20 protein-coding genes are annotated in these 26,679 nt (G+C 67.4%); 10 read left to right on the top strand and 10 right to left on the bottom strand.

Annotated features, from left to right (window positions below; translation table 11 throughout):
• Positions 1-15: 15 nt before the first annotated feature.
• Positions 16-558 (top strand): type 1 glutamine amidotransferase domain-containing protein, encoded by a 543-nt coding sequence (locus V3B46_RS06215; RefSeq protein WP_154262632.1) that lies wholly within the window; start codon positions 16-18, stop codon positions 556-558.
• Positions 559-596: 38 nt separating this feature from the next.
• Here the strand turns inward: V3B46_RS06215 and V3B46_RS06210 are convergent, their stop codons facing one another.
• The 4 genes from V3B46_RS06210 to V3B46_RS06195 all read right to left on the bottom strand — a co-directional run bounded on the left by V3B46_RS06210 (position 597) and on the right by V3B46_RS06195 (position 2,840).
• Positions 597-1,193, bottom strand: coding sequence for a YceB family lipoprotein (locus V3B46_RS06210; RefSeq protein ID WP_012510326.1), 597 nt, complete (start codon positions 1,191-1,193; stop codon positions 597-599).
• Between the two features lie 82 nt (positions 1,194-1,275).
• Positions 1,276-1,824 (bottom strand): hypothetical protein, encoded by a 549-nt coding sequence (locus V3B46_RS06205; RefSeq protein ID WP_154262633.1) that lies wholly within the window; start codon positions 1,822-1,824, stop codon positions 1,276-1,278.
• Positions 1,825-1,879: 55 nt separating this feature from the next.
• Complete coding sequence (locus V3B46_RS06200) at positions 1,880-2,188, bottom strand: DUF3861 family protein (protein WP_154262635.1); 309 nt, start codon at positions 2,186-2,188, stop codon at positions 1,880-1,882.
• Positions 2,189-2,441: 253 nt separating this feature from the next.
• A complete protein-coding gene (locus V3B46_RS06195; RefSeq protein ID WP_010483539.1) occupies positions 2,442-2,840 on the bottom strand; it encodes an HU family DNA-binding protein in 399 nt (132 codons plus the stop codon).
• Between the two features lie 371 nt (positions 2,841-3,211).
• Between V3B46_RS06195 and V3B46_RS06190 the strand changes: the two genes are divergently transcribed.
• Positions 3,212-3,643: an OsmC family protein gene (locus tag V3B46_RS06190; protein WP_005408443.1), complete on the top strand. Its 432-nt coding sequence runs from the start codon at positions 3,212-3,214 to the stop codon at positions 3,641-3,643.
• Between the two features lie 101 nt (positions 3,644-3,744).
• Here the strand turns inward: V3B46_RS06190 and V3B46_RS06185 are convergent, their stop codons facing one another.
• Both V3B46_RS06185 and V3B46_RS06180 read right to left on the bottom strand, forming a co-directional pair.
• Positions 3,745-4,623, bottom strand: coding sequence for a PhzF family phenazine biosynthesis protein (locus V3B46_RS06185; protein WP_329891413.1), 879 nt, complete (start codon positions 4,621-4,623; stop codon positions 3,745-3,747).
• 130 nt (positions 4,624-4,753) lie between these two features.
• Positions 4,754-5,626 (bottom strand): PhzF family phenazine biosynthesis protein, encoded by an 873-nt coding sequence (locus V3B46_RS06180; protein ID WP_329891412.1) that lies wholly within the window; start codon positions 5,624-5,626, stop codon positions 4,754-4,756.
• 76 nt (positions 5,627-5,702) lie between these two features.
• On the opposite strand from V3B46_RS06180, the gene V3B46_RS06175 reads away from it, so the two are divergent.
• The 3 genes from V3B46_RS06175 to murD all read left to right on the top strand — a co-directional run bounded on the left by V3B46_RS06175 (position 5,703) and on the right by murD (position 11,116).
• A complete protein-coding gene (locus V3B46_RS06175) occupies positions 5,703-8,297 on the top strand; it encodes a bifunctional aspartate kinase/diaminopimelate decarboxylase (RefSeq protein ID WP_329891411.1) in 2,595 nt (864 codons plus the stop codon).
• A 76-nt stretch (positions 8,298-8,373) separates the two neighbouring features.
• The gene (murL, locus tag V3B46_RS06170) at positions 8,374-9,726 is read left to right on the top strand and encodes a UDP-N-acetyl-alpha-D-muramoyl-L-alanyl-L-glutamate epimerase (protein ID WP_329891410.1); all 1,353 of its coding nucleotides are present in this window, start codon (positions 8,374-8,376) and stop codon (positions 9,724-9,726) included.
• The gene (gene murD / locus V3B46_RS06165; RefSeq protein ID WP_329891409.1) at positions 9,707-11,116 is read left to right on the top strand and encodes a UDP-N-acetylmuramoyl-L-alanine--D-glutamate ligase; all 1,410 of its coding nucleotides are present in this window, start codon (positions 9,707-9,709) and stop codon (positions 11,114-11,116) included. The genes murL and murD overlap by 20 nt, the downstream gene beginning before the upstream one ends.
• Positions 11,117-11,176: 60 nt before the next feature.
• Here the strand turns inward: murD and V3B46_RS06160 are convergent, their stop codons facing one another.
• A complete protein-coding gene (locus V3B46_RS06160; protein ID WP_329891408.1) occupies positions 11,177-11,770 on the bottom strand; it encodes an SMI1/KNR4 family protein in 594 nt (197 codons plus the stop codon).
• Between the two features lie 132 nt (positions 11,771-11,902).
• On the opposite strand from V3B46_RS06160, the gene V3B46_RS06155 reads away from it, so the two are divergent.
• Positions 11,903-12,688, top strand: a complete 786-nt coding sequence (locus V3B46_RS06155; RefSeq protein ID WP_329891407.1) for a dienelactone hydrolase family protein — start codon at positions 11,903-11,905, stop codon at positions 12,686-12,688.
• A gap of 93 nt (positions 12,689-12,781) precedes the next feature.
• On the opposite strand, the gene V3B46_RS06150 is transcribed toward V3B46_RS06155, so the two are convergent.
• Complete coding sequence (locus V3B46_RS06150) at positions 12,782-13,780, bottom strand: polyprenyl synthetase family protein (protein WP_004147673.1); 999 nt, start codon at positions 13,778-13,780, stop codon at positions 12,782-12,784.
• A 214-nt stretch (positions 13,781-13,994) separates the two neighbouring features.
• Between V3B46_RS06150 and V3B46_RS06145 the strand changes: the two genes are divergently transcribed.
• Positions 13,995-15,608, top strand: coding sequence for an alpha-glucosidase family protein (locus tag V3B46_RS06145; RefSeq protein WP_329891406.1), 1,614 nt, complete (start codon positions 13,995-13,997; stop codon positions 15,606-15,608).
• A 168-nt stretch (positions 15,609-15,776) separates the two neighbouring features.
• On the opposite strand, the gene V3B46_RS06140 is transcribed toward V3B46_RS06145, so the two are convergent.
• A complete protein-coding gene (locus tag V3B46_RS06140; RefSeq protein WP_329891405.1) occupies positions 15,777-18,533 on the bottom strand; it encodes a TonB-dependent receptor in 2,757 nt (918 codons plus the stop codon).
• Between the two features lie 319 nt (positions 18,534-18,852).
• The gene (locus V3B46_RS06135; protein WP_329891487.1) at positions 18,853-20,904 is read right to left on the bottom strand and encodes a glycoside hydrolase family 97 protein; all 2,052 of its coding nucleotides are present in this window, start codon (positions 20,902-20,904) and stop codon (positions 18,853-18,855) included.
• Between the two features lie 237 nt (positions 20,905-21,141).
• On the opposite strand from V3B46_RS06135, the gene V3B46_RS06130 reads away from it, so the two are divergent.
• Genes V3B46_RS06130 through V3B46_RS06120 form a run of 3 tightly spaced genes read left to right on the top strand, consistent with a single transcriptional unit; the run spans position 21,142 to position 26,545 of the window.
• Entirely contained in the window at positions 21,142-23,346 is a 2,205-nt protein-coding gene (locus V3B46_RS06130) for an MGH1-like glycoside hydrolase domain-containing protein (RefSeq protein WP_329891404.1), read from the top strand.
• A complete protein-coding gene (locus tag V3B46_RS06125; protein ID WP_329891402.1) occupies positions 23,343-24,830 on the top strand; it encodes an MFS transporter in 1,488 nt (495 codons plus the stop codon). The genes V3B46_RS06130 and V3B46_RS06125 overlap by 4 nt, the downstream gene beginning before the upstream one ends.
• On the top strand, positions 24,830-26,545 hold the full coding sequence (locus V3B46_RS06120) for an alpha-amylase family glycosyl hydrolase (RefSeq protein ID WP_329891401.1): 1,716 nt from the start codon (positions 24,830-24,832) through the stop codon (positions 26,543-26,545). Before V3B46_RS06125 ends, V3B46_RS06120 begins: the two co-directional genes overlap by 1 nt.
• Positions 26,546-26,679 lie beyond the last annotated feature (134 nt).

Raw genomic sequence — 26,679 nt, 5'->3', positions numbered from 1 at the left:
AACCGGAGTGCACCCATGGCAGAGCGATTGAAAGGCAAGCAGATTGCCATCCTGGCCACCCACGGCTTCGAACAGTCCGAACTGACCGAACCCAAGCGTTTGCTGGAAGCGGAGGGCGCGCGCGTCAGCGTTGTCTCGCCCGCAAGGGAAGCGACGATCAAGGGCTGGAAGGAGAAGAACTGGGGCGACGCCGTCGCGGTGGATATTCCGCTGGATGAGGCCGATCCTGCACGCTTCGATGCCGTGGTTCTGCCCGGAGGCGTCATCAATCCGGACACGCTGCGTACCGACGAGGCGGTACTCGGCTTCATCCGGGCAGTAGACGAAGCCGGCAAACCCGTGGCGGCGATTTGTCATGGGCCGTGGCTGCTGATCAACAGCGGCCTGGCTGAGGGGCGCGAGGTCACGTCCTGGCCTTCCCTGCAGCAGGATCTGTCCAACGCAGGCGGGAAATGGCGCGACACCGAGGTCGTGGTCGATGGCAACCTGATCACCAGCCGCAAGCCGGACGACATCCCAGCCTTCAGTGAGGCCGTGGTGAAAGCGCTGGCGGCGTGATCTTCCGCCGGTAATGCCGGCCAGCGGCCGGCACTACCTTATTTACCCAGCACGCCTGCCGGCACCAGGTTGCCCAGGTTCTGGTTGAAGGTGACCACCAGCTTGCCGTTCTTCACCTGCGCCGACTGCACCTGCAGGGCGCCGAGCAGGCCGGCCACGGCCGGGTCCAGCTTGTAGATCGGCTCGCGCTGGGCGTAGTCGCTCAGCCAGGCATTGAGCAGGCCGCGGGTGCGCGAATCGAGGCGACCGCCCTGGTTGGCCGGCGTGAAGTCATCCACGCTCGGCTGCTGCAGGTGGAAGCCCTGGGTCTGCGCGTCGTAGCGCAGCCCACTGCTGAGCTTCACCGTGCCCAGCTTGGCCGGGTTGCCACCGGCGGTGGCCAGTGCCACATCCATGCCCAGGTTCAACCGTTCGCCGGCCGGAAGACTCAGTTGCGGGTGACTCATGGTGAGGGCGATCAGGCCGCCCAGGGCGTCCTGGGTGCGCGGGAAGCTGCCATCGAGGTACTGCTGCACGTCGCTGGCGCCGACCGACAGTTCGCGGCCGGAAATGGAGGGGGCGGCCTGGGCGCCGATCGCAGCGGCGATCAGCACGGTGGAGGCCGCGAGGCGGGTCATCAGGGAACGCAGGCGCATGGCGGTGACCGGTGAATGCGGAATGGATGGACCAAAGAGTAGCCTTGCCGGCTGAATCGTGCGTGCATGCCGCTGCAACGGTTCAGTCCAGCGTTGGCCGCAGTTGCGCCGACTGGATCTGCCAGGCGCGGCCATCGGCACGGGGTTGCACCCGGTACCAGCCGCCGAAGCGGAAGGTGCCCTCAGCGGTCACTGCGCGGATCTGCACCGGAACCTCCAGCAGCTGCGGCGGCTGGTGACCGTCGCGCGCGATCGGTAGTTCGCTGGTCAGGCGCAGGCTGCGCACGTCCGTGAGCTGGCGCAATGCGGCATCGTCGGCGCGTCGTGCATCGCTGGGCGGGAAGGTCCACGCGGCGTCGACGGCCTTGCGATCGCGATTGAGCAGGGCCATGACATAGGCATTGAGCATTCCCGCCGGCAGCTCGGCCTCGGCCGCGACGGCGGCAAACAGGGGATCGACATCGATGGCCTGCACGGCCGGTGCATCGCCTTCTGCGGCCGTCTGTGACTTCGTGCGGGCAGCCGACTCGGCCGTGGCCGACGGTGTGGCATCCGCTGGATGAGGTTGCGATGGCGGCCGGGAACAGGCCAGCAGCACCAGCGGTGCGATCAGTATCAGGAACCTGCGCATGTCTGCCTCCTCCCCGAGTCGAACGGAAGGAGGCAGTGTATCGGCTGTGCCGCGATCAGCGGGAGGAGGGCAGCTGTTCCAGTGCATCCAGCGCCGGCAGCACCTGCGTGGCGATGCCGGCCAGGGCATGGCCTTCGGTTTCGGCGTGGCGCTGCACGATGTCGCGCAGCAGCTGGGTGGCGATCACCAGGGTCGCGCGCTCGTCGCCGCTGATGCCAGCGGTGCGCGGCGCCGCTTCCAGCAGGCGCATCAGGTCGCGGCTGGCGCGATGTTCCAGTTCGATGGTGCAGCGCCCGGTGCACTGCAGCCCGTCCTTTTCGATGGGGGTCACCGAGATCCGGTAGCGGGTGGAGGGGCTGGCCATGAGGGTGTGCTCGCCGTAGCTGTGGAGGATGTGCCCACCTTAGGCAAGGCGGTGCCCGGCGGCGATGGCCGGGGCTGCACGCAGTGTTCCACCCGGTACGTTCCGGGGCCGCAACGGACCACGCCCAGCCAATGGCGACGGGCCTGTACGCGCATTCCCGGGGATGCGGCAACGCTGTGTTGCGGGCTGTGGTTGGGACAAAAAAACGGGACGGCCAGAGCCGTCCCGTCGGAATCCGCGTTGGGGCGCGCGCTTACAGCGCGGCGTCCTTCAGCTTCTTCAGCGGACGCACCTTCAGCTTGGTGGTGGCCGGCTTGGCGGCGAACCACTGCTCTTCCTTGGTGAACGGGTTGATGCCCTTGCGCTTCGGCTTGGCCGGCACATTGACGGTGGTGATCTTCAGCAGGCCCGGCAGGGTGAAGGAGCCAGCGCCCTTCTTGTGCACCGAGGAGGCGACGGCGCTTTCAAGCGAGGCCAGCACAGCGCGGACGTCCTTGGCGATGACGCCGGAGGCTTCAGCGATGTGTGCAACCAGGCCGGACTTGGTCAGCACTTCCTTGATCGGCTTCGGAGCGGCCGGCTTGGCGGCTGCCTTCGTCGCGACTTTCTTCACTGCCTTCTTCGGGGCAGCCTTCTTAGCGGTCTTTGCCATGGTTTCCTGTTCCGTGAACGGTTGGTTGTTTGGTCGGCGCCGAACCCCGTCGGCAAGCGCAATGTAGGGCAACTCTCGGGCGCCGCCAATAGCCCGAAGCGCTGAAAGTGCATGTTTTTTCATATCCAGGCCGATTCAGTACATGGCCGGTAGTGGGGAAAGGGGGGGTGGCAGCGCACGCGATGGCCGGCGCCGGCCCATCGGTGGAATGCGCGAAACCACTGAAAACAAGAGGAAAATGCGTATCCGGTTGGCGAGGAAGTGACCAGTTGTCCGGTTTCCGGTGGACCTGCAGCGTGCGGCGGAGCGACGCAGGGCTAACGCCTTCCGTGCGAGGGTGACCGTTCATCACCGTCACGCAGGAGCAGCACATGGGAATCTCGCGACACGCCACCGCGCACTGGGAAGGCGATCTGAAGTCGGGCAAGGGGCAGTTGAGCACGCCGCAGAGTGGGCTGCTGGACAAGACCCGCTACGGCTTCAACAGCCGTTTCGGCGACGAAAAGGGCACCAATCCGGAAGAGCTGATCGCTGCCGCGCACGCCGGCTGTTTCACCATGGCGCTGTCGGCCAAGCTCGGCGAGGCCGGCTTCACCCCGACCTCGCTGGATACCGAAGCCAAGGTCGATCTGTCGCTGGAAGGCGGCCCGCAGCTGTCGCAGATCCGGCTGAAGGTGAAGGCGGTGGTGCCGGGCATCGACGCGACGCAGTTCCGTGCGATTGCCGATGACGCCAAGCAGAACTGCCCGGTGTCCAAGGCACTGAGCGCGGTGCCGATCAGCCTGGAAGCCGAGCTGGGCTGAGCGGCCGCTACCTGTAGAGCCGAGCCCACGCTCGGCTCACGCAACTTCCATGATCTGGCCGAAAAGCAGCCGAGCGTGGGCTCGGCTCTACAGCTTGCGGATCACCAATCAATGGTGCCGGCAATCACAGTCTGCACCTGGCCACCGGACCAGACTTCCCCGTCTTCATCGACGAAAAGGGTCAAGCGCGCGTCGTGGCCGACTTCGCGGCCCTGGCTGACTTCGAACGGTGCGCGGCCACGGGGCAGCGCATCGCGCAGGTCCAACCATGCGGCCAGCACCGCATTGGCGGCACCGGAGGCGGCGTCCTCGAAGCGGCGTCCATTGCCGACGAAGGCACGTACCGCCAGATCGAAGCCCTCACCGCCATCGCTGAAGGCGTAGGCGAACACGCCCATGCTGTCGGTGGACTCGGCCAGTGCGGCCACCGCATCCCAGTCCGGCTGCAGCGCGCGCAATGCGGCCTCATCGGCCACGTGCACCACCCACCAGCTGCGTCCGCCCTGCATGCGCGCCGGCGGCAGCGTGCCCAGCGGCCAGTCCTTCAGTGCGGCCTGCAGGCGTGGATCGGTCGCCTCGGCAGTCTCGGCCAGCTGCGCGCGCGGGGTGCGGATGGCGATGCGCTGCTGCGCACCCTCACCACTGACGCGCAGCGGCAGGGCACCGGCAATGCCGTCCTGCACCAGCACACCGTCGGTCGCTGTGGCCAGCCCCGTCTGCAGCACCGCATGCGCGGTGCCGACGCTGGGGTGGCCGGCAAACGGAACTTCCTTCTGCGGGCTGAACATGCGCAGCCGGTAACTGGCACCGGCGACCTGCGGCGGGAACACGAAGGTGGTTTCGGGCAGGCGCGTCCAGCGCGCGATGGCCTGCATGCTGGCGTCGTCCAGGCCCTCGGCATCGAGCACCACGGCCAGCGGATTGCCGGCGCCGGCGCGCGGGGAGAACACATCCAGCTGCAGGAAACGGCGGGTGGACATCAGGCGGCACTCCGGTAAACAGGCCGCATAGCGTAGCGCGGGGCACCAAAAAGGGGACGGAGGGAATTAAGTCGCTTGTGCCCCATGTGCCATAAGCGACTTAATTCCCTCCGTCCCCTTTTTCCATGGGCTACCAGAGGATGTGGCCGTCGATGACCGGCTGCACCTGGCCGCCGATCCAGACCGTGCCCTGCGCATCGACCTCGACCTGCACGCGTCCATCGCGACCGACTTCGCGGCCCTGGCTGGCTACGTAGCGGCCCTCGCGGCCGGGCAGGGCGTTGCGCTGCCGCAGCCAGGCGCCGATCAGGGCATTGGCGCTGCCGGTCACCGGGTCCTCGGGTACGGCGGCCGCATCAGCTGGGCAGAAGGCGCGCACCACCCGGGTATGGTCGGTGCAGGTTTCGTCGGCGAACACGGCCAGGCCGGTGGCATCAGTGGCGAGGCTCCAGTCGGCCAGCGCGGTCATGTCCGGCACCAGATTGCGTACGGCGGAGGCGTCGCGCAGCGGCAGCAGCCACCAGCGCGGGCCGTTGTCCCATAGCTCGGGTACGTGCCCGCTGGCAGCCAGCGCCAGCACCGTTTCCGGCGCTCCGTCCGCCGCTGTGTCCAGTTGCTGCGCCGGTGGGCTGGCCAGCTGGATCTGCAGTGCCTCGGCCGGGCCGCTCACCCGTACCGGCAGCAACCCCGCCGCGCATTGCTGCAGCAGGGCACCGTCGCGTGGTTGCGCCAGGCCGCAGGTCACCGCCGCCCAGGCGGCGCCGACGCTGGGGTGGCCGGCAAAGGCCAGCTCGCGGGTCGGGGTGAAAATGCGGATGTGGTAATCGGCGCCGGGCGCGCTGGGGCGCAGGAAGAATACCGTCTCGGACAGGTTCAGCCAGGCGGCCAGGGCCTGCATCTGGCCGCTGGAGAGCCCGTCGGCGTCCAGGACGGCGCCCAGTGGGTTGCCGGTGCCGGGACGGGGGGCGAAGACATCGAGCTGCAGGTAACGGAGGACGGCCATCTACGGGGATATTGCGCTTAGAATCAAAGGTTCCGCCCCCCGAGGGCGGCTTCCCCACATTCTACATAGCCAATCCATGTCAGCTTCCCCCCTTGTCGATCGTTGGATCGTACTGAAGTTTGGCGGCACCTCGGTGTCGCGTCGTCATCGCTGGGACACGATCGGGAAGCTGGCGAAAAAACGTGCGGAAGAGACCGGCTCGCGCGTGCTGGTAGTGGTTTCGGCGCTGTCCGGGGTCACCAACGAACTGACCGCGATCGCCGATGGCGCGCCGGACAGCCGTGATCGCGTGGCGGCGCTGGTCGAACGCCACGAGGCCTTCCTGGTTGAACTCGGCCTGGGCCGCGAGGTGCTGGCCGAGCGCCTGGCGGCGCTGCAGGGGCTGCTCGACGACGCGCGCGCGGCCACCCGGCCGCTGCAGTGGCAGGCCGAAGTGCTGGGCCAGGGCGAACTGCTGTCCTCCACCCTGGGCGCGGCCTACCTGCACGCCTCGGGCCTGGACATGGGCTGGATGGATGCCCGCCAGTGGCTGGACGCGATGCCGCCGCAGCCGAACCAGAGCGACTGGTCGCAGCGGCTGTCGGTGAACTGCCAGTGGCGCGCCGATGCGGAGTGGATGCAGCGCTTCCGCGCGCAGCCGACCCGCCTGCTGATCACCCAGGGCTTCATTTCGCGGCATGCCGATGGTGGTACCGCCATCCTCGGCCGTGGTGGCTCGGATACCTCGGCGGCGTACTTCGGTGCGCTGCTCGGTGCCAGCCGCGTGGAGATCTGGACCGATGTGCCGGGCATGTTCAGTGCCAACCCGAAGGACGTGCCGGACGCACGCCTGCTGACCCGCCTGGACTATTACGAAGCGCAGGAAATCGCCACCACCGGCGCCAAGGTGCTGCACCCGCGCTCGATCAAGCCGTGCCGCGATGCCGGCGTGCCGATGGCCATCCTCGATACCGAACGCCCGGAACTGCCGGGCACCAGCATCGATGGCAGCGCTGCACCGGTGCCGGGCGTGAAGGCGATCAGCCGCCGCAACGGCATCGTGCTGGTGTCGATGGAAGGCATCGGCATGTGGCAGCAGGTCGGCTTCCTGGCCGATGTGTTCAACCTGTTCAAGAAGCATGGCCTGTCGGTGGACCTGATCGGTTCGGCCGAAACCAACGTCACCGTGTCGCTGGATCCGTCCGAGAACCTGGTCAACACCGATGTGCTGGCCGCGCTGTCGGCCGACCTGTCGCAGATCTGCAAGGTGAAGGTGATCGTGCCGTGCGCAGCGATCACCCTGGTTGGCCGCGGCATGCGTTCGCTGCTGCACAAGCTGTCGGATGTGTGGGCCACGTTCGGCCGCGAGCGCGTGCACATGATCTCGCAGTCGTCCAACGACCTGAACCTGACCTTCGTCATCGACGAAGCCGATGCCGATGGCCTGCTGCCGATCCTGCACGCCGAGCTGATCGACAGCGGTGCGATGCCGGTGGAAGAGACCGAAGTGTTCGGCCCACGCTGGCGCGAGATCGCCGGCACCGTGCGCCCGCGTGGCACGCCGTGGTGGCGGGGCCAGCGGGCGCACCTGCTGCAGCTGGCCGACGCCGGTACGCCGCGCTATGTCTACCACCTGCCGACCGTGCGCGCCCGTGCCCGCGCGCTGGCCGCGATCAAGCCGATCGACCAGCGCTACTACGCGATCAAGGCCAACAGCCACCCGGCCATCCTGCAGCTGCTGGAAGCCGAGGGCTTCGGCCTTGAGTGTGTATCGCACGGCGAACTGAAGCACGTGTTCCAGCACCTGCCGGAACTGTCGCCCAAGCGTGTGCTGTTCACCCCCAGCTTCTGCCCGCGCAGCGAGTACGAAGCCGCGTTCGCGCTGGGCGTGACCGTCACCGTCGACAACGTCGAAGCGCTGCAGCGCTGGCCGGACCTGTTCCGCAACCGCGAGCTGTGGCTGCGCGTGGATCTGGGCCGTGGCGAAGGCCACCATGCCAAGGTCCGTACCGGCGGCAAGGACTCCAAGTTCGGCCTGCCGATCGCCCGCGTCGATGAGTTCGTGCGCGCGGCCACCGATCTGGGCAGCCGCGTGGTCGGCCTGCACGCGCACCTCGGCAGTGGCGTGGAAACCGCGCAGCACTGGCGCCTGATGTGCGATGAGCTGGCCGGTTTCGCCCGCCGCATCGGCAGCGTGCAGACCATCGACATCGGCGGTGGCCTGCCGATTCCGTACAGCGACGAAGACGAGCCGTTCGACCTGGACGCCTGGGCCGAGGGCCTGGCTGAGGTCAAGGCGCTGCATCCGGCATTCCGCCTGGCGATCGAGCCGGGCCGCTACCTGGTGGCCGAATCCGGCGTGCTGCTGACCCATGTCACTCAGGTGGTGGAGAAGGATGGCGTGCGCCGCGTCGGCCTGGATGCCGGCATGAATGCGCTGATGCGCCCGGCCCTGTACGACGCCTGGCACGACATCGAGAACCTCAGCCGCCAGGGTGGTTATGCCGAAGCGGCATTCGACGTGGTCGGCCCGATCTGCGAATCCAGCGATGTGTTCGGCAAGCGCCGCAAGCTGCCGGTGTCGACCGCACCGGACGACGTGATGCTGATCGCCGATGCCGGCGCCTACGGCTATTCGATGGCCAACACCTACAACCAGCGGATGCTGCCGCGCGAAGACGTGATCGAATGATCGCCGCGCGCGCCCTGCACCCGCCCACCGACACGCCCCGCGCATGCGCGCGGGCCCGTGCCTGACCGGATACGCCATGACTGCTTTCGACAAACACCAGGTTTCCCGCTTCCGCTTCGTCCGCTGCGAATTCGCCGCGGACACCGGCGTGGCCAAGCTGGTCTACGCCTTTGATGATGGCCCGGAGATGGTGGAAACCATCACCGTGCCGGGCGCCCCGTTCGTGCTGGACGAGGCGCGTACCGCCGCTGTGCAGCGCGCGCTGCAGCTGCTGCACCTGATCGCCGGTGTCAGCTATTACAAGGCGGGCGTGCCGGAGACGGTCAGCATCGACAGCTATGCCATCGATGCCGACACCGCTGCGCTGGTGGAGACGGTCTACCTCAATGGCCTGGGTGAATTTGCCTACCGCAACGGCCTGAACCTGCGCGGCCGCTTCCGCCTGCCGGTGCAGGGCGAAGCGGTGCAGGCGCCGGTGCTGGGCCTGCAACCGCACGCGCTGGTGGCGATCGGTGGCGGCAAGGATTCGCTGGTCAGCATCGAAGCGCTGCGCCGTGCCGGCGTGGACGAGACCGTGACCTGGATCGGTGGCTCGCAGCTGATCCGTGCCTGCGCCGAACGCACCGGCCTGCCGACGCTGAACCTGGGCCGCGCGCTGGCGCCGGAGCTGTTCGAGCTGAACCGCCAGGGCGCGTGGAACGGCCATATCCCGGTGACCGCGGTGAACTCGGCGATCATGGTGCTGGCGGCGCTGCTGCAGGGCGCGGACCAGGTGGTGTTCTCCAACGAACGTTCGGCCAGCTACGGCAGCCAGATTCCGGGCACCGGCGAAGTGAACCACCAGTGGTCCAAGGGCTGGGCGTTCGAGCAGGCGTTCGGCAGCCATGTGCAGATGCAGGTGGCCGCCGATCTGCAGTACTACTCGCTGCTGCGCCCGATGTCGGAGCTGGCGGTGGCCCGCCAGTTCGCCAAGACCGATTTCTACGACGCGCACTTCTCCAGCTGCAACCGCAACTTCCACATCCTCGGCGAGCGCCCGGTGAACCGCTGGTGCGGTGTCTGCCCGAAGTGCCATTTCGTGTTCCTGGCGCTGGCCCCGTTCATGCCCAAGACGCGCCTGGTGCGCATCTTCGGCCGCAACCTGCTGGACGATGCCGAGCAGGCCGGTGGCTTCGATGCACTGCTGGAATTCCAGGACCACAAGCCGTTCGAGTGCGTGGGCGAAGGCCGCGAATCGCGTGCAGCGATGGCGACCCTGGCGCAGCGCCCGGAGTGGAAGGAAGACGTGCTGGTGAAGCGCTTCTGCAATGAGATCCAGCCGCAGCTGGATGCCGCCGAACTGGAACTGGCACCGCTGCTGCAGCTGCAGGGCGAGCACCGCGTTCCGGCTGCGCTGTGGGAACGGGTGCGTGAAGATTTCGAAGCTTGAAGGAAAGCGCGTCGCGCTGTGGGGCTGGGGCCGTGAGGGCCGCGCCGCGTTTGCGGTGCTGCGCGAACGCCTGCCCACGCTGCCGCTGAGCCTGTTCTGCCCGGCGGCCGAAGTGGAGGCCGCGCGTGCGGAAACACAGGGCGCGCTGGACGTGCGTGGCGAACCCTCGGCCGAGGCGCTGGCGGCGTTCGAGGTGGTGATCAAGTCGCCGGGCATCAGCCCCTACCAGCCGATCGCGCTGGCGGCGGCGAAGCAGGGCACCCGCTTCATCGGTGGCACCGCGCTGTGGTTTGCCGAACACGCGGCTGAAGATGGCATCGTGCACGACACCGTGTGCGTGACCGGCACCAAGGGCAAGAGCACCACCACCGCGCTGGTCGCGCACCTGCTGCGTGCGGCCGGCCACCGCACCGGCCTGGTCGGCAACATCGGCCTGCCGCTGCTGGAAGTGCTGGATCCGCAGCCCGCGCCCGAGTACTGGGCGGTGGAACTGTCCAGCTACCAGACTGGCGAAGTGGCGCGCAGTAGCGCCCATCCGCAGGTGGGGGTGGTGCTGAACCTGTTCCCGGAGCACTTGGACTGGCACGGCAGCGAGCAGCGTTATATCGAGGACAAGCTGCGGCTGGTGACTGAAGCCGCGCCGCGCATCGCCGTGCTCAATGCCGCCGATCCGCATCTGGCTGCGCTGTCGCTGCCCGACAGCGAGGTGGTCTGGTTCAACCAGCCGCAGGGTTGGCACATGCGCGGTGACATCGTGCATCGCGGTGAGCAGGCTGTGTTCGATACCCGCAATACACCGCTGCCGGGTCGCCACAATCGCGGAAACCTGTGCGCGGTGCTGGCCGCGCTGGAAGCGCTGGGACTGGACGCGGTGGCGCTGGCACCGGCGGTGCAGGACTTCCGTCCGCTGCCGAACCGCCTGCAGCGCATCGGCGTGTCCGATGGCCTGACCTACGTCAACGATTCGATCAGCACCACGCCGCATGCCAGCCTGGCCGCGCTGGAGTGCTTCGCCGGGCAGCGCATCGCGCTGCTGGTGGGCGGGCATGACCGTGGCCTGGACTGGACCGATTTCATGCAGCACATGGCGCACGACATGCCGCCGGTGGAGATCGTGACCATGGGCAGCAACGGCCCGCGTATCCACGCGATGCTGCAGCCGCTGGCCGATGCTGGTCGCTTCGGTCTGCATGCCGCCGGTGATCTGCCGGAGGCGATCGCTTTGGCGCGTTCTGCGCTGGGTTCTGAGGGCGGAGTGGTATTGCTGTCGCCTGGCGCACCGAGTTTCGGCGCCTACCGTGACTACGTGGCGCGTGGCCGCCACTTCGCCGAGCTGGCCGGTTTCGATCCGGACAGCATCAGTGCGATTCCGGGGTTGGGCATCGCTTGAAGGTAGTGCCGGCTACTGGCCGGCAACCTCCGCAGAAGTTCATCCACGCATGGCGTGGATCTACTGTTCGTCTTCGATGAACGCGTAGCCGCCGTCGATCAGCTGCTGCAGGTACGCATCGAAGCTGGGCGCGATCACCGCATAGCTGTCCGGATCGTGCAGGTAGCGCACCACCTGGCCAACGGTGCCGCCCGGCGCCGGGTCGAAATCCAGGTACAACTTCGAGGTGCCGCCGTTGTTCGTGCAGTGCGAGAAGCACAGGCGGCGGTTCATCGGCAGATCGGCGTCGATGCCCTCACCCAGGATCTCCGGCTCGTCATCCAGCCACTCCTCGTAGATCGAGCGGATGCTGTCGTCCCACTGCTGCTGGTCCTCGAAGATCTGCGCGACCGAGCGCAGGTAGTAGGGGTAGCCGCCGTCCTCCACGTCCGAGCCGAGCACCAGCACGCAGACCTCGCCGCCGGGGTACTCGCGGAAATGGGTGCCATCCACGCGGGACAACAGTTCCACCAGGCTGTCCGGCACCTGCGGCCACTGCGCACGCAGGCGCTGCAGGTCTTCGGCGCTGGCGCCTTGGACGTGAGCCCATTGCGGGGCATCGTCGGCGGGCAGACGGGGGATCAGGCCAGATAGAAAGCGGTCAACAAGGTTCATGCGAAAAAGGGGACGGAGGGGATTAAGTCGTATCCAACCACACCTGCGTCACGTCGCCAATGCAGAATGCGACGCGGGAGGGGCGAATACGGCTTAATCCCCTCCGTCCCCTTTTTCTTGCGGAGCAAGCGCATGAATCGTTGGCGATGCGGTGTGGCGGTGATCCTGGGGCTGGCGGCCCTGCCGGCCTGGGCGGCGATGAAGACGCAGCCGGTGGAGTGGAAGCACCAGGGCACGACCTTCAGTGGCGTGCTGGTCTATGACGACGGCGAGCACGATAAGCGCCCGGGCCTGGTGATGGTGCCGAACTGGAAAGGCGTGAACGAATCGGCGGTGGAGAAGGCCAAGCAGCTGACCGGCGATGACTACGTGGTGCTGGTGGCCGATGTGTACGGCAAGGATGTGCGGCCGAAGACCGATGCCGAGGCCGGACCGGTGGCGACCAAGCTGCGCAACGACCGACCGCTGCTGCGCGCACGTGCGCTGGAGGCGGTGAACGTGCTCAAGGCCCAGGCCGGCAAGGCGCCGCTCGATACCAGCCGGATCGGTGCAGTGGGCTTCTGTTTCGGCGGGACCACGGTGCTGGAGCTGGCCCGTGCCGGTGCGCCGCTGGCCGGTGTGGTCAGCCTGCACGGCGGGCTGGGCTCGCCGCTGCCGGCCCAGGCCGGTGGCAGCCACCCATCGGTGCTGGTGCTCAACGGCGCCGACGACAAGAGCGTGACCGCCGAGGACATCGGCAGCTTCCAGAAGGAAATGGACGCCGCCAAGGTCGACTGGGAATTCACCAACTACAGCGGCGCGGTGCACTGCTTCGCCGAGCGCGATGCCAACAGCCCGCCGGGCTGCCAGTACAACGAACGTGCGGCCAAGCGCGCGTGGAAGGCGCTGGATGAGTTCTTCGAGGAACGGTTCCGGTAGAGTCGAGCTTGCTCGACTGATGGACCCGTGAGCAGTCGAGCAAGCTCGACTCTACGACGGTGTGCCGACCAACGGTCGGCACGCCTTCATCGGTCAATGCGAACGCTGCACCGCGTAGCGGGCCAGGCCGCGCAGTGCCGCCACGGCATCGTTGTCGCCCAGGCCGTCCAGCGCGCGCTCGGCAGCTTCGGCATATTCCTCGGCACGCGCGCGGCTGTACTCCAGGCCGCCGGTGGCGCGGATCGCAGCCAGCACTTCCGGCATCGCCGAGGCGTCGCCGTCCTGCACGATGGTGCGCAGGCGCTCGCGGGTGGCGTCGTCGGAGTGGGCCATCGCGTGGATCAGCGGCAGCGTCGCCTTGCCCTCGGCGAGGTCGTCGCCCAGGTTCTTGCCCAGCTCTTCGGCATTGGCCGAGTAGTCCAGCACGTCGTCGGCGATCTGGAACGCGTAGCCCAGGTGCATGCCGTAGTCGAACAGGGCCTGCTGGGTGGCTTCGTCCACGCCGCTGGCCAGCGCGCCCAGGCGGGTGCCGGCGGCGAACAGCACTGCGGTCTTGCGCTCGATCACGCGCAGGTACGCCGCTTCGTCGGTATCCGGGTTGTGCACGTGCAGCAGCTGCAGCACTTCACCCTCGGCGATGCGGTTGGTGGCATCGGCCAGGATCTGCATCACCGACATGCGTTCCAGCTCGACCATCAGCTGGAAGCTGCGCGAGTACAGGAAGTCGCCGACCAGCACGCTGGGCGCGTTGCCCCACAGCGCGTTGGCGGTGCTGCGGCCACGGCGCAGGCTGGATTCGTCCACCACGTCGTCGTGCAGCAGGGTGGAGGTGTGGATGAACTCGATGATCGCCGCCAGCTGGTGGTGGTCCGGGCCGGCCTGGCCGACCGCATGGCCGGCCAGCATCACCAGCATCGGGCGCAGGCGCTTGCCGCCAGCGGAAATGATGTGGTCGGCGATCTGGTTGATCAGCACGACGTCCGAGGACAGCCGGCGCCGGATCAGGGCATCGACGGCGGCCATGTCGGCCGCGGCAAGCGACTGGATCTGGGGCAGGCCCAGGGCGGGACGGGTGTCTTCGGTGATGGTCATGCGATCAGGCTTTCAGGCTCATCGCTGATTATAGGCGTTGCCTGTGAATTCGGGCGCAAACCGGGCGGGCGGACGTCCGCAGCCCGGCCAACGCTGCCGTCTGCGTGAATACGTATGCAGGTTGCGCCATGCCCGTAAGGCCACCGCTAAGCTTGCGGCATCAGGATTTCGGCCCGCTCCCGGCGGGTCCCGCACGCCCGGAGGGGGGCTGTCGATGTCGCACTATCCATGGTGGCGCGGAGCCGTCATCTACCAGATCTACCCGCGCAGTTTCCTTGACGCCAGCGGCGACGGGGTAGGCGACCTGCCGGGCATCATCCAGCGCCTGGACCACATCGCCGCGCTGGGCGTGGACGCGATCTGGATCTCGCCGTTCTTCAAATCGCCGATGGCCGACTTCGGCTACGACATCGCCGACTACCGCGACGTCGACCCGCTGTTCGGCAGCCTGGACGACTTCGACCGCCTGCTGGCCAAGGCGCACGATCTGGGCCTGAAGGTAATGATCGACCAAGTGCTGAGCCATACCTCGATCGAGCACGCCTGGTTCCGCGAGAGCCGCCAGGACCGCCGCAACCCGAAGGCCGACTGGTACGTGTGGGCCGACCCGCGCGAGGACGGCACCCCGCCCAACAACTGGCTGTCGCTGTTCGGCGGCTGCGCCTGGCAGTGGGAGCCGCGCCGCGAGCAGTACTACCTGCACAACTTCCTGGTCGACCAGCCGGACCTGAACTTCCATCACCCGGACGTGCAGCAGGCCACCCTGGACAACGTGCGCTTCTGGCTGGACCGCGGCGTGGATGGCTTCCGCCTGGATGCGATCAACTTCTGCTTCCATGACGCGCAGCTGCGCGACAACCCGGCCAAGCCGGCGGAGAAGCGCCTCGGCCGCGGCTTCAGCACGGACAATCCGTACGCCTACCAGTACCACTACTACAACAACACCCAGCCGGAGAATCTGCCGTTCCTGGAGCGCCTGCGCGCGCTGCTGGATGAGTATCCGGGGGCGGTCAGCCTGGGCGAGATCTCCTCGGAAGACTCGCTTGCCACCACGGCCGAGTACACCCGCGATGGCCGCCTGCACATGGGCTACAGCTTCGAGCTGCTGGTGGACGACTACAGCGCGGCCTACATCCGCGACACGGTTTCGCGGCTGGAAGCGGCGATGACCGAAGGCTGGCCGTGCTGGGCGGTTTCGAATCACGACGTGGAGCGGGCGGTCAGCCGCTGGGGCGGCCACCCGGCTGACCCGCGCCTGGCGCGGATGCTGGTGGCGATGCTGTGCTCGCTGCGCGGCTCGGTCTGCCTGTACCAAGGCGAGGAACTGGGCCTGGCCGAGGCCGAGGTCCCGTTCGAGGCCCTGCAGGACCCGTATGGCATCACCTTCTGGCCGAACTTCAAGGGCCGTGATGGCTGCCGCACCCCGTTGCCGTGGACCGATGCGCCGCTGGCCGGTTTCACCACGGGCCAACCGTGGCTGCCGATCCCGGCCGAGCACCGCGCCGCGGCCGTGGCGGTGCAGGAGCGCGACCCGGACTCGGTCCTGGCCGCGTTCCGGGAGTTCCTGGCCTGGCGGCATGGCCAGCCGGCGCTCCTGCATGGCAGCATCCGATTCATCGAAAGCGCCGAGCCAGTGCTGCTGTTCGAGCGTATGCTTGCAGATGAAACCCTCCTGCTGGCCTTCAACCTGTCGGCCGAGGCGGTGAGCCATCCGCTGCCGCCGGGCAATTGGCAGCAGGTGGCGGTACCGGGCCCGGATGCGGGCACGGTGCAGGGCAATGAACTCCAGCTGCCACCGCGCGCGGTGTATTGCGCCCGACGCAGCTGACCGTTTTCTCCGGTGGCGGTACTTGCGGGGACGGGGCCGAAGCGCCCCGTCCCTTTTTTGTGGGTGGGGTTCCGGCGCAAGCACCCCGCCCAAAACAAAACCCGCGGCCTGCCCCGGGGGTTTCCGATGAGTCGTTGCCGGCCAGCGGCCGGCACTACCCGGTCATGGTCAGAACTTGTAGTTCACGCCCAGCATGTAGGTGCGGCCCCACTCGATGTACTCCAGCGGGCGGTCCTTGCTGCCGGCATAGGTGCGGTACGGCTCGTTGGTCAGGTTGCTGCCCTGCAGCAGCAGGGTCAGCCCGCGCAGGCTGCTGCTGTCGCTGAAGGTGTAGCTGACCTGTGCATCGGTCACGTTCTCGCCGACCACGTAACGCAGGCTGCGGTTGCCATTGAAGTTGCCGATCTCACCGATGAAGTCCGAACGGCGGCGCTGGCTGACGCGTGCTTCAAAGCCGCTGCGCTCGTAGTAGGCGGTGAAGTTGTACACGCGCTTGGACAGGCCCGGCAGGCTGATCGGGTCACTGCCCACGCTGGAAGCACTCTCCGGGTCCAGGATGGTGATGTCGCTCTTGTTGAACGTCGCGCTGGCCTGCACGCCGAAGCCGCGCAGGCTGTCGGTCAGCATCTCCAGCGGGAACGACCCGGTCAGCTCCAGCCCCTTCAACGTGCCGCCCTTGCCGTTCTGCGGCGCGGAGAAGGTGCCGGTGGTCAGCACCGGAGCGGTCATGCCCGGCGGCGGCACATAACTGCCCAGCAGTGAAGTGAAGTCGTAGTTGTCGACCGACTGGGTGTAGACGTAGCTCTTCAGGTCCTTGTAGAAGATGGCCGCAGCCACGTAGGCCTTCTCGCCGAAGTACTTCTCATAGGACAGGTCCAGCGCGGTGGCACGCCACGGGTCCAGCAGCGGGTTGCCGCCACTGCCGCCCGGCCGGCCGGTACCGGTGTCCACGCCGAACTCCAGGCCGGCGCGCATCTGGTCCACGCGCGGGCGCGCGACCTGCTTGGCGGCGGCGAAGCGCAGCGTCTGCTGGTGCGGGAACATGAAGGCCAGGTTCAAGCTCGGCAGCCAGTCGTTGTAGGTGCGGCCGTTCGAATACGGCTGCACGTTGTTGCCGGCCGACTGCGAGCTGTCCCAGTAGCGCGAATCCGAGCTCTGGTCGGTGTGCTGCATCTGCACGCCGATGTTGCCGCGCACACCCACTTCACCGATGTCGGCGTTGATGTTCAGGCGCGCCCACGCGGTGGTGATCTTCTCCTGCACCGTCCACGACTTGGGGATCAGGTAGTCCAGGTTGTCGACCGGATTGAAGGTCATGTAGCGACCGACCGCAGCCGGCACGTTCCAGGCCGGGATGGTGCCCAACCCAGCGAAGCCCAGATTGACCGGCCGGTACTGCAGGTCCGAGGCGATGTTGGCGTCGCCCTGCGCGCCGAGCAGGATGTTGCCTTCGGACTGGGTCTTGACCTTGCGGCGGTCGGCGTAGTTCACACCGATATCGATGTCCGGCGCCCACGAGGCAATCGCATCGGGCAGGGCGATGGTGGCGGCCAGCTTGCCGCCCTTCAGCCGGTCTTCCACCTTTGGCACCTTGCCGTAGCCGGAACCGTAGATGGTGTTGGTCAGGAACAACGCGTCCGGGTTGGAGTAGTTCAGGCCCGGGCTGATCTGCGAAAAGCCGTCCTGGCGGATCGTCACGCCGATCGTATCCAGCTGCGGCATCGGGGTCAGCTGCAGGTTGTTCTCCAGGTTCAACTCATCGCGCGTGGCCTTGGAGTAGTTCAGGTCGGCGACCAGCTTGACGCCGCCGAAGTTGAACTCGTTGTTCCAGCCGAACGCATCGATCTTGTCCTTGCGCTTGTTGTACATGCCGCGCACCAGCGGATACACGCCGCTGGCGGTGCCGCCAGTGAACGAGCCGTTGGCGTTGACCTGCGGATTGCTGACCAGCAGGCCCGGGGTGTAGTTGCCGTTGTAGTTGCTGAGATTCAGTTCGAACTGGTTGGCGGTGTCGATCTGCTCGGCTTCGGTGTGGAACGCATCGAAGGTGCTGGTCCAGCTGTTGTTCGGGCGGAACTGGATGGTGGCCATCACGCCGTCGCGCTTGTTGTTGCCGGTGCGGCGCAGGGCCTTGATGCCGTCGGAGAAATAGGTGCGCGCAGCAACGCCCGGGCGGTTGCCCTTGTCGGTGTGCTCGGTGGTCCACGGCTCATACAGGCCAACCTGGTTCTCCTGGATCGGCATGTCGCTGTGCGCGTAGCCGATGGCGATGCCCAGGGTCTTGTCCAGGAACTGGTCGATGTAGCTGGCGCTGAAGCGGTTGCCGTACGGGTCGGTGTTGGCGGCGCGGCCCAGCGAACTCTTCTGGTAGCGGCCGCTGACCGCGATCACGCGCTCGCCGAAGCTGAGCGGGCGTGCGGTCTGCATGTCGATGGTGCCCGACAGGCCCTGGCCGACCAGCGCCGCGTCCGGGGTCTTGTAGACGGTCACGCCGTTGACCAGCTCGGATGGGTACTGGTCGAACTCGACACCACGGTTGTCGCCGGTGCTGACCACTTCGCGACCATTGAGCAGGGTGGTGGCGAAGTCGGGTGACAGGCCACGCACGCTGATCACCTGCGCACGGCCGGCCACGCGCTGGGCAGCCAGGCCGGGCAGGCGCGAGATGGATTCGGCGATGCTGACGTCGGGCAGCTTGCCGATGTCTTCGGCGGAAATCGCCTCGACCACCGAGGTGGCGTCCTGCTTGATCGCGATCGCGTTCTCGATGCCGCGGCGGATGCCGGTGACCTGCACCGTATCCAGGTTGGTGGCGGCGGTGGCGGCCGGCGTGGTGGTGCTCTGCGTGGACTGTGCCGACGCCAGCGTCGGCGCCAGGACAACGGCCAGCGCGATGCTCAGCGCGCTGCGCTTGTGGTTCAACATTTTCCCCTCCCAGGCAATGTTGCAGATCGATTCGTGAACGTCCCGGCGTGACCGTGGACGTGCGACGCGGTGGCCGCTGTCGTCGCCGCTATGGTAGGCAGCGCGTTCTTCGCGGGAATCACCCTGCATACGTATTCAATGGCGTTTGCAGGGATGTAATCGCTTTCAGGTTCTGTTTGCGGTAGTGGGGGGGGGGGGGGGGGGCCCGCGGGGGGGCGGGGGGGGGGGGGGGGGGGGGGGGGGGGGGGGGGCGGCGCCCCCCCCCCCCCCCCCCCCGGCGGCGGGGCCCCCCCCCCCCCCCCCCCCACTACCGGGGCACTCAAAGCGGCGTGAAGCGAATGGCCTGCCCACCGCCCGGCGCCAGCACCAGCGTCAGTGCATCGGCGCTGGTCACCTCACGGGTTTCGCGCGCGAATGCGAAGGGATTGCTGCGGAAATCGGCGCCTTCGCCATCGCGGTAGATTTCGGCGCGATAGCGCACGCCTGGCTCCAGGAAGCCCAGCGACACCGGCAGCACGCGGCCGTGTTCATCCGTGATACTGCCCAGGAACCAGTCACGGCTGTGGCGGTCGCGGCGCACGATCGTCACGTAGTCCCCCACTTCGCCCTCGAGCACGCGGCTCTGCTCCCAGTCCACCGCCACGTCCTCGATGAAGCGGAACGCCTCGCGATGCTGCAGGTAGTGCTCGGGCAGGTCGGCGGCCATCTGGATCGGGCTGTACAGCACCACGTACAGCGCCAGCTGGCGTGCCAGCGTGCTGGGAATGGCCTGGCCGTGGCGGCCCTTCAGGCTGAGGATGCCGGGGGTGTAATCCATCGGCCCGGCCAGCATGCGAGTGAACACCAGATTGACCTCGTGCTCGGGTGGATTCGGTGGCTGGCCCCAGGCGTTGTACTCCATGCCACGTGCGCCTTCGCGCGAGATCCAGTTGGGATAGGTGCGGCGCAGGCCGGTGTCCTTGATCGGCTCATGCGGGTTCACCGACAGATGGCGGCGCGCTGCTTCCTGCACCACCTTCAGATGGTGGCGGGCCATGAACTGCCCGTCATGCCACTCACGCCACAGCGGGCCGCCCGAGGGATTGCGGCGGTCGACCTGTCCGTCGTCGCAGACGTAGCCGGTCTTGAACTGGTCCACGCCCAGCCGCGCGTACAGGTCCAGCGCAGCATCCAGCTGCTCCTCGTAGTGCTCGATGGCGCAGCCGGTTTCATGGTGGCCGATCAGGTGCACGCCCTTGTTCAGGCCATACGCCGACAGCGCTTCAATGTCGAAATCGGGCGTGGCACGGGTGAAATCGAAGTCGTAGCCATTGCCCACCCACATGCCGTCCCAGCCCGGGTTCCAGCCTTCCACCAGCACGCCACGGAAGCCGTGCGCGGCGGCGAAGTCGATGACCTTCTTCGTCTTTGCGGTGGTGGCCGCATGCTTCGGCCCGGTCGCCCAGCTCTCGTTGTCCAGGTGCATCGACCACCAAACCCCCAGGTACTTGGCCGGCTTCACCCAGCTCACATCGCCCAGCGCATTGGGTTCGTTGAGGTTGAGGATCAGGTCCGATTCGACCAGGCCACCGGCTCGGTCGGCGATCTGCAGCGTGCGCCACGGCGTGGCGAAGGGCAGGGTGCGGCGCACCTTCCAACCTTCGGCTGAGGGTGACAGCTGTGCGCGCAGGCGTTGTCCTTCCGTGCGGCGCAGCCACATGCCGGCATAGTCCACCAGCGCGGCCTCGTGGATCGCCACGTGCAGGCCATCGCGGCTGCGCAGGGTCATCGGCGTATGCACCAGCGGCACTTCGCGCAGTGGCGTGCGCTGGTACAGGTATTCGTAGTGGATCGGTTCGCCGGCGGGAATCCACCAGGCGGTGGAATCCTGTGCGATGACGAACTCGGTCAGCTCGTCATCGATGATGGCTTCGCGCAGGTTGGGCTGCTCGGGAAACGCATAGCGGAAGCCGAGTCCGTCGTCGTAGACACGGAACACCACATCCAGCCGGCGCTTGCTGCCGGTGGTTTCGGCCAGCTGCACGGTCAGCTCGTTGAAGTGGTTGCGGGTGAGCCGGCGCTCGCCCCACGGCTGCTCCCAGCGGTCATCGACGCTGCGTTGCTGCTGGCCGAGCAGGGCGAAATCGCGGTCCAGGCGGCCATCGCGCAAGGCAAAGCCCAGCTTCGAATCTTCCACCACGGTCTCGCCGAAACGCTCTACGCGATAGCGCGCGGTGCCACCGTCCAGCACCAGGCTGACCTTGAGTACCTTGCCCGGTGACTCGACGCTGGCCACCTGTGGCGTGGCCTGTGCCAGCGTGGCCCAGACCAGCAGGGCCAGGCCGAGCAGGTGCGCGATTGCCGCGCGTACAGCAGTGGGTGACATCGGCAGTTCCCCTCCCAAGGCGCCGTTGGCAGACCCGGACCATAAGCCAGTGCGGCAGGCGCGCTACCGCGTGGCGCCATGAATACGTATGCAGATGGACGCAGCCGACAGCCCCGCGTCTACCATGGGGCCAAGGCACCTTGAGGGAGGGGCCGCGCCCGTCCACCGGCAATGGTGGTGCGGACCTACAACGCGTGCAGAGAGGGAGGGAGGCCGACGGGCGCAAGCCGGTCCGCCGCTTCGATGCTGAAGATCATTTGCCTGACCGCTGCCCTGGGGGCAGCGCTGGGATCGACCGCGCAGGCGGCCGACCTGCAATTCGACGGCCGCCATGCGCGCGCCGAAGCCGCTGCCAACGGCAGCTACGTGCTGCATGCGCGCACACCGGAGGGACGCGGTGAGGTGCGTATCGCGCCGATGCCGATGCGCAGCCAGACCGGCAGCGTGATGTTCGATGCCCTGTTCGCGCTGGCCCAGCAGGAGATGGACCAGGACCGCGTGGATGCGATCCGCGATCCCGCGTTCGACGAAGGCCGGCCGGTGCCATGCGAGTGCTTCCAGACCGGCGCGCGCTGGCCCTACGTGTGGACCCGCGATGTCAGCTTCGCCGCCGATCTGGCGCTGGCGCGGCTGGACCCGCAGCGCACCCGGCAGTCGCTGCAGTTCAAGCTCTCGGCGGCACGCGACGGGTACACGCCAGGCCTGTTCGTGGCGCAGGACACCGGTTCCGGCGGCAGCTGGCCGATCAGCAGCGACCGCGTGGTGTGGTTCCTGGCGGCCCGTCACCTGCTGGACGATCGCGCGTTTGCCGACCAGGTCTGGCAGGCGCTGCAGGGCACGCTGGCGCAGGACCGCGCGATGGTGTTCGACGCGCAGATGGGCCTGTACCGGGGCGAGACCTCGTTCCTGGACTGGCGCGAGCAGACCTATCCGGACTGGACCCGCGAGGATGTGCGCTTCATCGGTGATTCCTACGCACTGTCCACCAATGTGCTGCACTATCAGGCGCTGCGCCTGGCCGAACAGCTGGCCGGCCAGCACGGCGATGCCCGCGCGGCCGAGTACAAGGCGTGGGCCGATGCGCTGGCACAGCAGATCGATACACGATTCTGGCGCGAGGATATCGGCCAGTACATGAGCTACATCGGTGAAGCCGCGCACCCGGTGTCGTACGCCAAGGTCGATCTGCTTGGCCTGTCGCTGGGCATCCTGGCCGACGTGCTGCCACCCGAGCGCGCGCGCCACGCACTGGCCGCCTACCCGATGGGGCCGGCCGGCAGCCCGGTGGTGTGGCCGCAGGAATCGCAGCAGCCGATCTACCACAACCGTGCGATCTGGCCGTTCGTCAGTGCCTACTCGCTGCGTGCCGCGCGGCAGCTGGACGATGCGCCGCGCATCGCCGCCGAGATCCGTTCGCTGATGCAGGGCGCTGCGCTGGCCGGTTCCAACATGGAAAACTACGAACTGGTCAGCCAGGCCGTGCATGTCGAGGAAGGTGCGCTGAGCGGCCCGGTGGTCAACTCCGAACGCCAGTTGTGGTCGGTGGCCGGCTACCTGTCGATGGTGCTTGAAGGTGTGTTCGGTGTGCGGGACGATGGCCGCGTGCAGCCCAAGCTGCCGGCCGTGCTGGTGCCGGAGCTGTTCGGCACGCACCCCCGCATCACGCTGGAAGCCAACGGCAGGCGCTATGTGCTGGAGCGCCCGCAGAACGTGGGTGATGGCCTGCTGGTGGCCGGCAGCACCACCACGCGTGGCACGACCACCACGGTGCAGCTGGTCGCCGCCCCGGCAGCAACCGTTTTTTCTGCCACGACTGCGGATGCCAACGCACGTGCGCCCGCAACACCGGCCGCACCGCAGGCCCTGCGCAAGGGCACGGGCTGGAACGTTCCGGTGCCAGCCGAGCAGGCTCTGTGGAAGGACGGCAGGGCCGTCGTCGCCAGCAATGGCCAGGTGCACATCAGCGACGACGGCCTGCAGCATTGCCTCAGCCTGACCCGGCGCGACGGCGCATTGGAATCGCTGCACAGCCCGACGGTCTGCGTCGGTCCGCAGCAGGTGTTGAAGGGCGAGGAACGCTGGCAGTTCACCGCGGGCCAGGCCGGGCAGGTGCGCCTGCGCCTGCAATACAGCAACGCGAACGGGCCGATCAACACCGGCGTCACCGCTGCGGTCAAGCAGCTGGTGCTGCAGTGCCCGGGCCAGCCGTTGCAGCGGCATACGGTCACCCTGCCGCACAGCGTGGCGATGCAGGACTCGACCTCGGCGACATTCACGGTGCCAAAGGGGCAATGCACGGTCGCGCTTGAAGAGGCCTTCAACATGAGCGCGCTGCAGCACTTCGCGCACTACACCGGCGGCAAGGGTGGACGCGATGGTGTGCTCAACCAGGCCCAGGTGCAGGCGCTGAAGGTGGCGCCGGTGGCGATGGAAGAGGGCGCACGATGAGTCGTCCCGCCAAACCGCAGCTGTCGTTCTGGCAGATCTGGAACATGTGTTTCGGCTTCCTCGGCATCCAGTTCGGATTCGCCCTGCAGAACGCCAACGCCAGCCGCATCTTCGAGACACTGGGCGCGGACATGGACGCGGTGCCCGGGCTGTGGATCGCGGCGCCACTGACTGGCCTGCTGGTGCAGCCGGTGATCGGTTACCTGTCCGATCGCACCTGGACGCGCTGGGGCCGTCGCCGCCCGTTCTTCATGATCGGTGCGGTACTGACTACGCTGGCGCTGCTGGTGATGCCGAATTCGCCGACGCTGTGGATCGCCGCCGGTACCTTGTGGGTGCTGGACGCCTCCATCAATGTGTCGATGGAACCGTTCCGCGCCTTCGTCGGTGATCAGCTGGCACCGCGCCAGCGGCCGGCCGGTTATGCGATGCAGAGCTTCTTCATCGGTGTGGGCGCCATCGTCGCCAGCTTTCTGCCGTTCATTCTGGCCCACTTCGGTGTTGCCAATACCGCAGCTGCCGGCGAAGTGCCCGATACCGTGCGCTATGCGTTCTACTTCGGCGCAGTGGTGCTGCTGGCGGCGATCACCTGGACGGTGGTCAGCACCCGCGAGTACTCGCCGGCAGAGCTGGCCGGGTTTGACGATGCCGAGCCGCCGGCGCACCACGCAGGGACTGCGATCAGTGGCCCGGCACCGTGGGCACAGGTGGCCGTATGGCTTGGGCTGGGCGTGCTGCTGGCGCTGTTGATCGCCTGGCGGCAGGGCGACAGGATGCTGTATGTGCTGGCAGGACTGTGCGCTGGCTACGGTCTGTTGCTGGCGGCCGCGCGTGCGTTGCCGGCCACGCATATGCTGGCCGCCATCGTCGGCGACCTGCGCGCGATGCCGGTGACCATGCGTCGTTTGGCGTGGGTGCAGTTCTTCTCGTGGTTCGCGCTGTTCGCGATGTGGATCTACACCACCGCCGCGGTGGCGGGTATCCACTTCGACTCGACCGATCCGCAGTCAGCGGCCTACAACGAGGGCGCCAACTGGGTGGGCGTACTGTTTGGTGCCTACAACGGCTTCGCTGCGCTGGCCGCGGTTCTGATCCCGCCGATGGTGCGTGCGATCGGCCTGCGCTGGAGCCACCTGGTCAACCTGTGGCTGGGCGGCGCCGGCCTGGTCTCGCTGATGTTCATCCGCGACCCACACTGGCTGCTGCTGTCGATGGTCGGCGTCGGCTTCGCCTGGGCGTCCATCCTTTCGCTGCCCTATGCGCTGCTGTCCGACAGCGTGCCGGCATCGAAGATGGGCGTGTACATGGGCATCTTCAATTTCTTCATCGTGATCCCGCAGCTGGTCGCGGCCAGCGCACTCGGCTTTGCCCTGCGCGCCTGGCTGGGTGGCCAGCCGATGCATGTGCTGGTGCTGGGCGGCTGCAGCCTGTTCGTCGCCGGCCTGTGCGTGCTGCGGGTTCCGTCCCGTCCGGAGGTGGTGTGATGCGTGGTGCGCTGACTGTTGCTGTTTCCCTGGTACTGCTGGCCGGCCATGCGACGGCCGCGCCACGCCCGGACTATGTGGGCACCACCGAGCCGTTCGCCAGCGATGCGGTGTACTTCGTGGTCACCGACCGCTTCGTCAACGGCGACCCGTCCAACGACCATCGCGACCAGGGCGGCACGCATCGCACCTTCGATATCCCGGTGCCGTGCCCGGACAAGGTGGACGGCAACATCGGCTATCTCGGCGGTGACTTCCGCGGCGTGCTCGACAATGCGCAGTACATCCGCAACCTCGGCTTCGGCGCGGTATGGATCACGCCCATCGTCGACAACCCGGACGAGGCGTTCACCGGCAGCAAGCCGATCACCTGTACCAGCACGCTGACCGATCGTGGCAAGACCGGTTACCACGGCTACTGGGGCATCAATTTCTACAAACTCGATGAGCACCTGCCCAGCCGCGACCTGGACTTCGCCGGGCTGACCAAGGGCCTGCATGGCGCAGGCCTGAAGGTGGTGCTGGACATCGTCGGCAACCACGGCTCGCCGGCCTGGACCATGCCGACGCGGCAGCCGCAGTTCGGCCAGATCTTCGACAAGGACGGAAAGCTGATCGCCGATCACCAGAACCTGCCGCCGCAGAAACTGGATCCGAAGCACAACCCGCTGCACGCGTTCTACAACAACATCGGTCCGGTTGACGGCAAGGACGGCTCGATCTTCGACGGCAACCTGGCCGAGCTGTCCGACTTCAACCAGGACAATCCGGCGGTGATGGACTACCTGGTCGGGGCTTACCTGCAGTGGACCGCGCAGGGCGTGGACGCGCTGCGCATCGACACCATCGGCTGGCTGCCGCACCCGTGGTGGCATGCCTTCGTCAAGCGCATCCGCGCCGAGCACCCGGGCATGTTCATGTTCGGCGAAGCGTTCGATTACGATGCCGCGCGCATTGCCGAGCACACCTGGCCGGCCAACGCAAACGTCAGCGTGCTCGATTTCCCGTTGCGCGGCGCACTGGAACAGACCTTCGGCACCGCCGGCAAGGGCTTTGAAATCCTGGGCGAGCCGCTGCACCTGACCGGCGGCCCGTACGCCAATCCGTACGAGCTGATGAGCTTCTACGACAACCACGACATGCCGCGCCTGCAGGCCAGTGACAACGGCTTCATCGATGCGCACAACTGGCTGTTCACCGCACGCGGCATTCCGGTGGTCTATTACGGCTCGGAAACCGGCTTCATGCGCGGCCGCGCCGAGCATGCGGGCAATCGTGCCTACTTCGGCCAGCCGCGTGTGGATGCCGCACCGGAGAGTCCGATCTTCGCGCCGCTGCAGCGTATCGCGCGATTGCGCGAAGCCATGCCGGCGCTGCAGCGTGGCCTGCAGGTGAACGAGCGCCTGCAGGGTGATGAGGCGGTGTTCTTCCGCGTGCTGCAGCATGGCGACGTGGCGCAGACCGCGCTGGTGCTGCTGAACAAGGGCGATAGTGCGAAGTCGTTCGAGGTCGGGCGCTACCTGCAGGCCGGCCGCTGGCGCGACGCGCTGGAGGGCGGTTCGCTGAAGGTGGACGGCGCGCTGAAGACGGAAGTGCCGGCGCACGGGGTCAAGGTCTACGTGCTGGACGCCGCCGTGCAGCAGCCGGCGCTGCAGGCCGAGCTGGACAAGGCGATGGCCGACCAGAAGGCGCGGGACCAGCGGCTGGGGCGTTGACCCTCATCGGTAGTGCCGGGCGCGGGGCGGCCGCGCCACGTCAATGGGACAGGCAAGTTGCGGCCAGCGGCCGGCCCCACCCGGGGGCGCCCGCCCCCGCCCCCCCCCACCCCCCCGCCCCCCCCCCCCCCGCG

Source organism: Stenotrophomonas sp. SMYL11, assembly GCF_036320005.1.
Lineage (GTDB): Bacteria > Pseudomonadota > Gammaproteobacteria > Xanthomonadales > Xanthomonadaceae > Stenotrophomonas > Stenotrophomonas maltophilia_A.
The sequence above is the reverse complement of the archived record's forward strand: the minus strand, read 5'-3'. Positions and strand labels throughout refer to the sequence as shown.

Excerpts from the sequence above, each read along its gene's own strand:
- V3B46_RS06215 (WP_154262632.1), top strand. The coding sequence starts at position 16 with ATGGCAGAGCGATTGAAAGGCAAGCAGATTGCCATCCTGGCCACCCAC.
- V3B46_RS06210 (WP_012510326.1), bottom strand. The coding sequence starts at position 1,193 with ATGCGCCTGCGTTCCCTGATGACCCGCCTCGCGGCCTCCACCGTGCTG.
- V3B46_RS06205 (WP_154262633.1), bottom strand. The coding sequence starts at position 1,824 with ATGCGCAGGTTCCTGATACTGATCGCACCGCTGGTGCTGCTGGCCTGT.
- V3B46_RS06200 (WP_154262635.1), bottom strand. The coding sequence starts at position 2,188 with ATGGCCAGCCCCTCCACCCGCTACCGGATCTCGGTGACCCCCATCGAA.
- V3B46_RS06195 (WP_010483539.1), bottom strand. The coding sequence starts at position 2,840 with ATGGCAAAGACCGCTAAGAAGGCTGCCCCGAAGAAGGCAGTGAAGAAA.
- V3B46_RS06190 (WP_005408443.1), top strand. The coding sequence starts at position 3,212 with ATGGGAATCTCGCGACACGCCACCGCGCACTGGGAAGGCGATCTGAAG.
- V3B46_RS06185 (WP_329891413.1), bottom strand. The coding sequence starts at position 4,623 with ATGTCCACCCGCCGTTTCCTGCAGCTGGATGTGTTCTCCCCGCGCGCC.
- V3B46_RS06180 (WP_329891412.1), bottom strand. The coding sequence starts at position 5,626 with ATGGCCGTCCTCCGTTACCTGCAGCTCGATGTCTTCGCCCCCCGTCCC.
- V3B46_RS06175 (WP_329891411.1), top strand. The coding sequence starts at position 5,703 with ATGTCAGCTTCCCCCCTTGTCGATCGTTGGATCGTACTGAAGTTTGGC.
- murL (WP_329891410.1), top strand. The coding sequence starts at position 8,374 with ATGACTGCTTTCGACAAACACCAGGTTTCCCGCTTCCGCTTCGTCCGC.
- V3B46_RS06160 (WP_329891408.1), bottom strand. The coding sequence starts at position 11,770 with ATGAACCTTGTTGACCGCTTTCTATCTGGCCTGATCCCCCGTCTGCCC.
- V3B46_RS06155 (WP_329891407.1), top strand. The coding sequence starts at position 11,903 with ATGAATCGTTGGCGATGCGGTGTGGCGGTGATCCTGGGGCTGGCGGCC.
- V3B46_RS06150 (WP_004147673.1), bottom strand. The coding sequence starts at position 13,780 with ATGACCATCACCGAAGACACCCGTCCCGCCCTGGGCCTGCCCCAGATC.
- V3B46_RS06145 (WP_329891406.1), top strand. The coding sequence starts at position 13,995 with ATGTCGCACTATCCATGGTGGCGCGGAGCCGTCATCTACCAGATCTAC.
- V3B46_RS06140 (WP_329891405.1), bottom strand. The coding sequence starts at position 18,533 with ATGTTGAACCACAAGCGCAGCGCGCTGAGCATCGCGCTGGCCGTTGTC.
- V3B46_RS06130 (WP_329891404.1), top strand. The coding sequence starts at position 21,142 with ATGCTGAAGATCATTTGCCTGACCGCTGCCCTGGGGGCAGCGCTGGGA.
- V3B46_RS06125 (WP_329891402.1), top strand. The coding sequence starts at position 23,343 with ATGAGTCGTCCCGCCAAACCGCAGCTGTCGTTCTGGCAGATCTGGAAC.
- V3B46_RS06120 (WP_329891401.1), top strand. The coding sequence starts at position 24,830 with ATGCGTGGTGCGCTGACTGTTGCTGTTTCCCTGGTACTGCTGGCCGGC.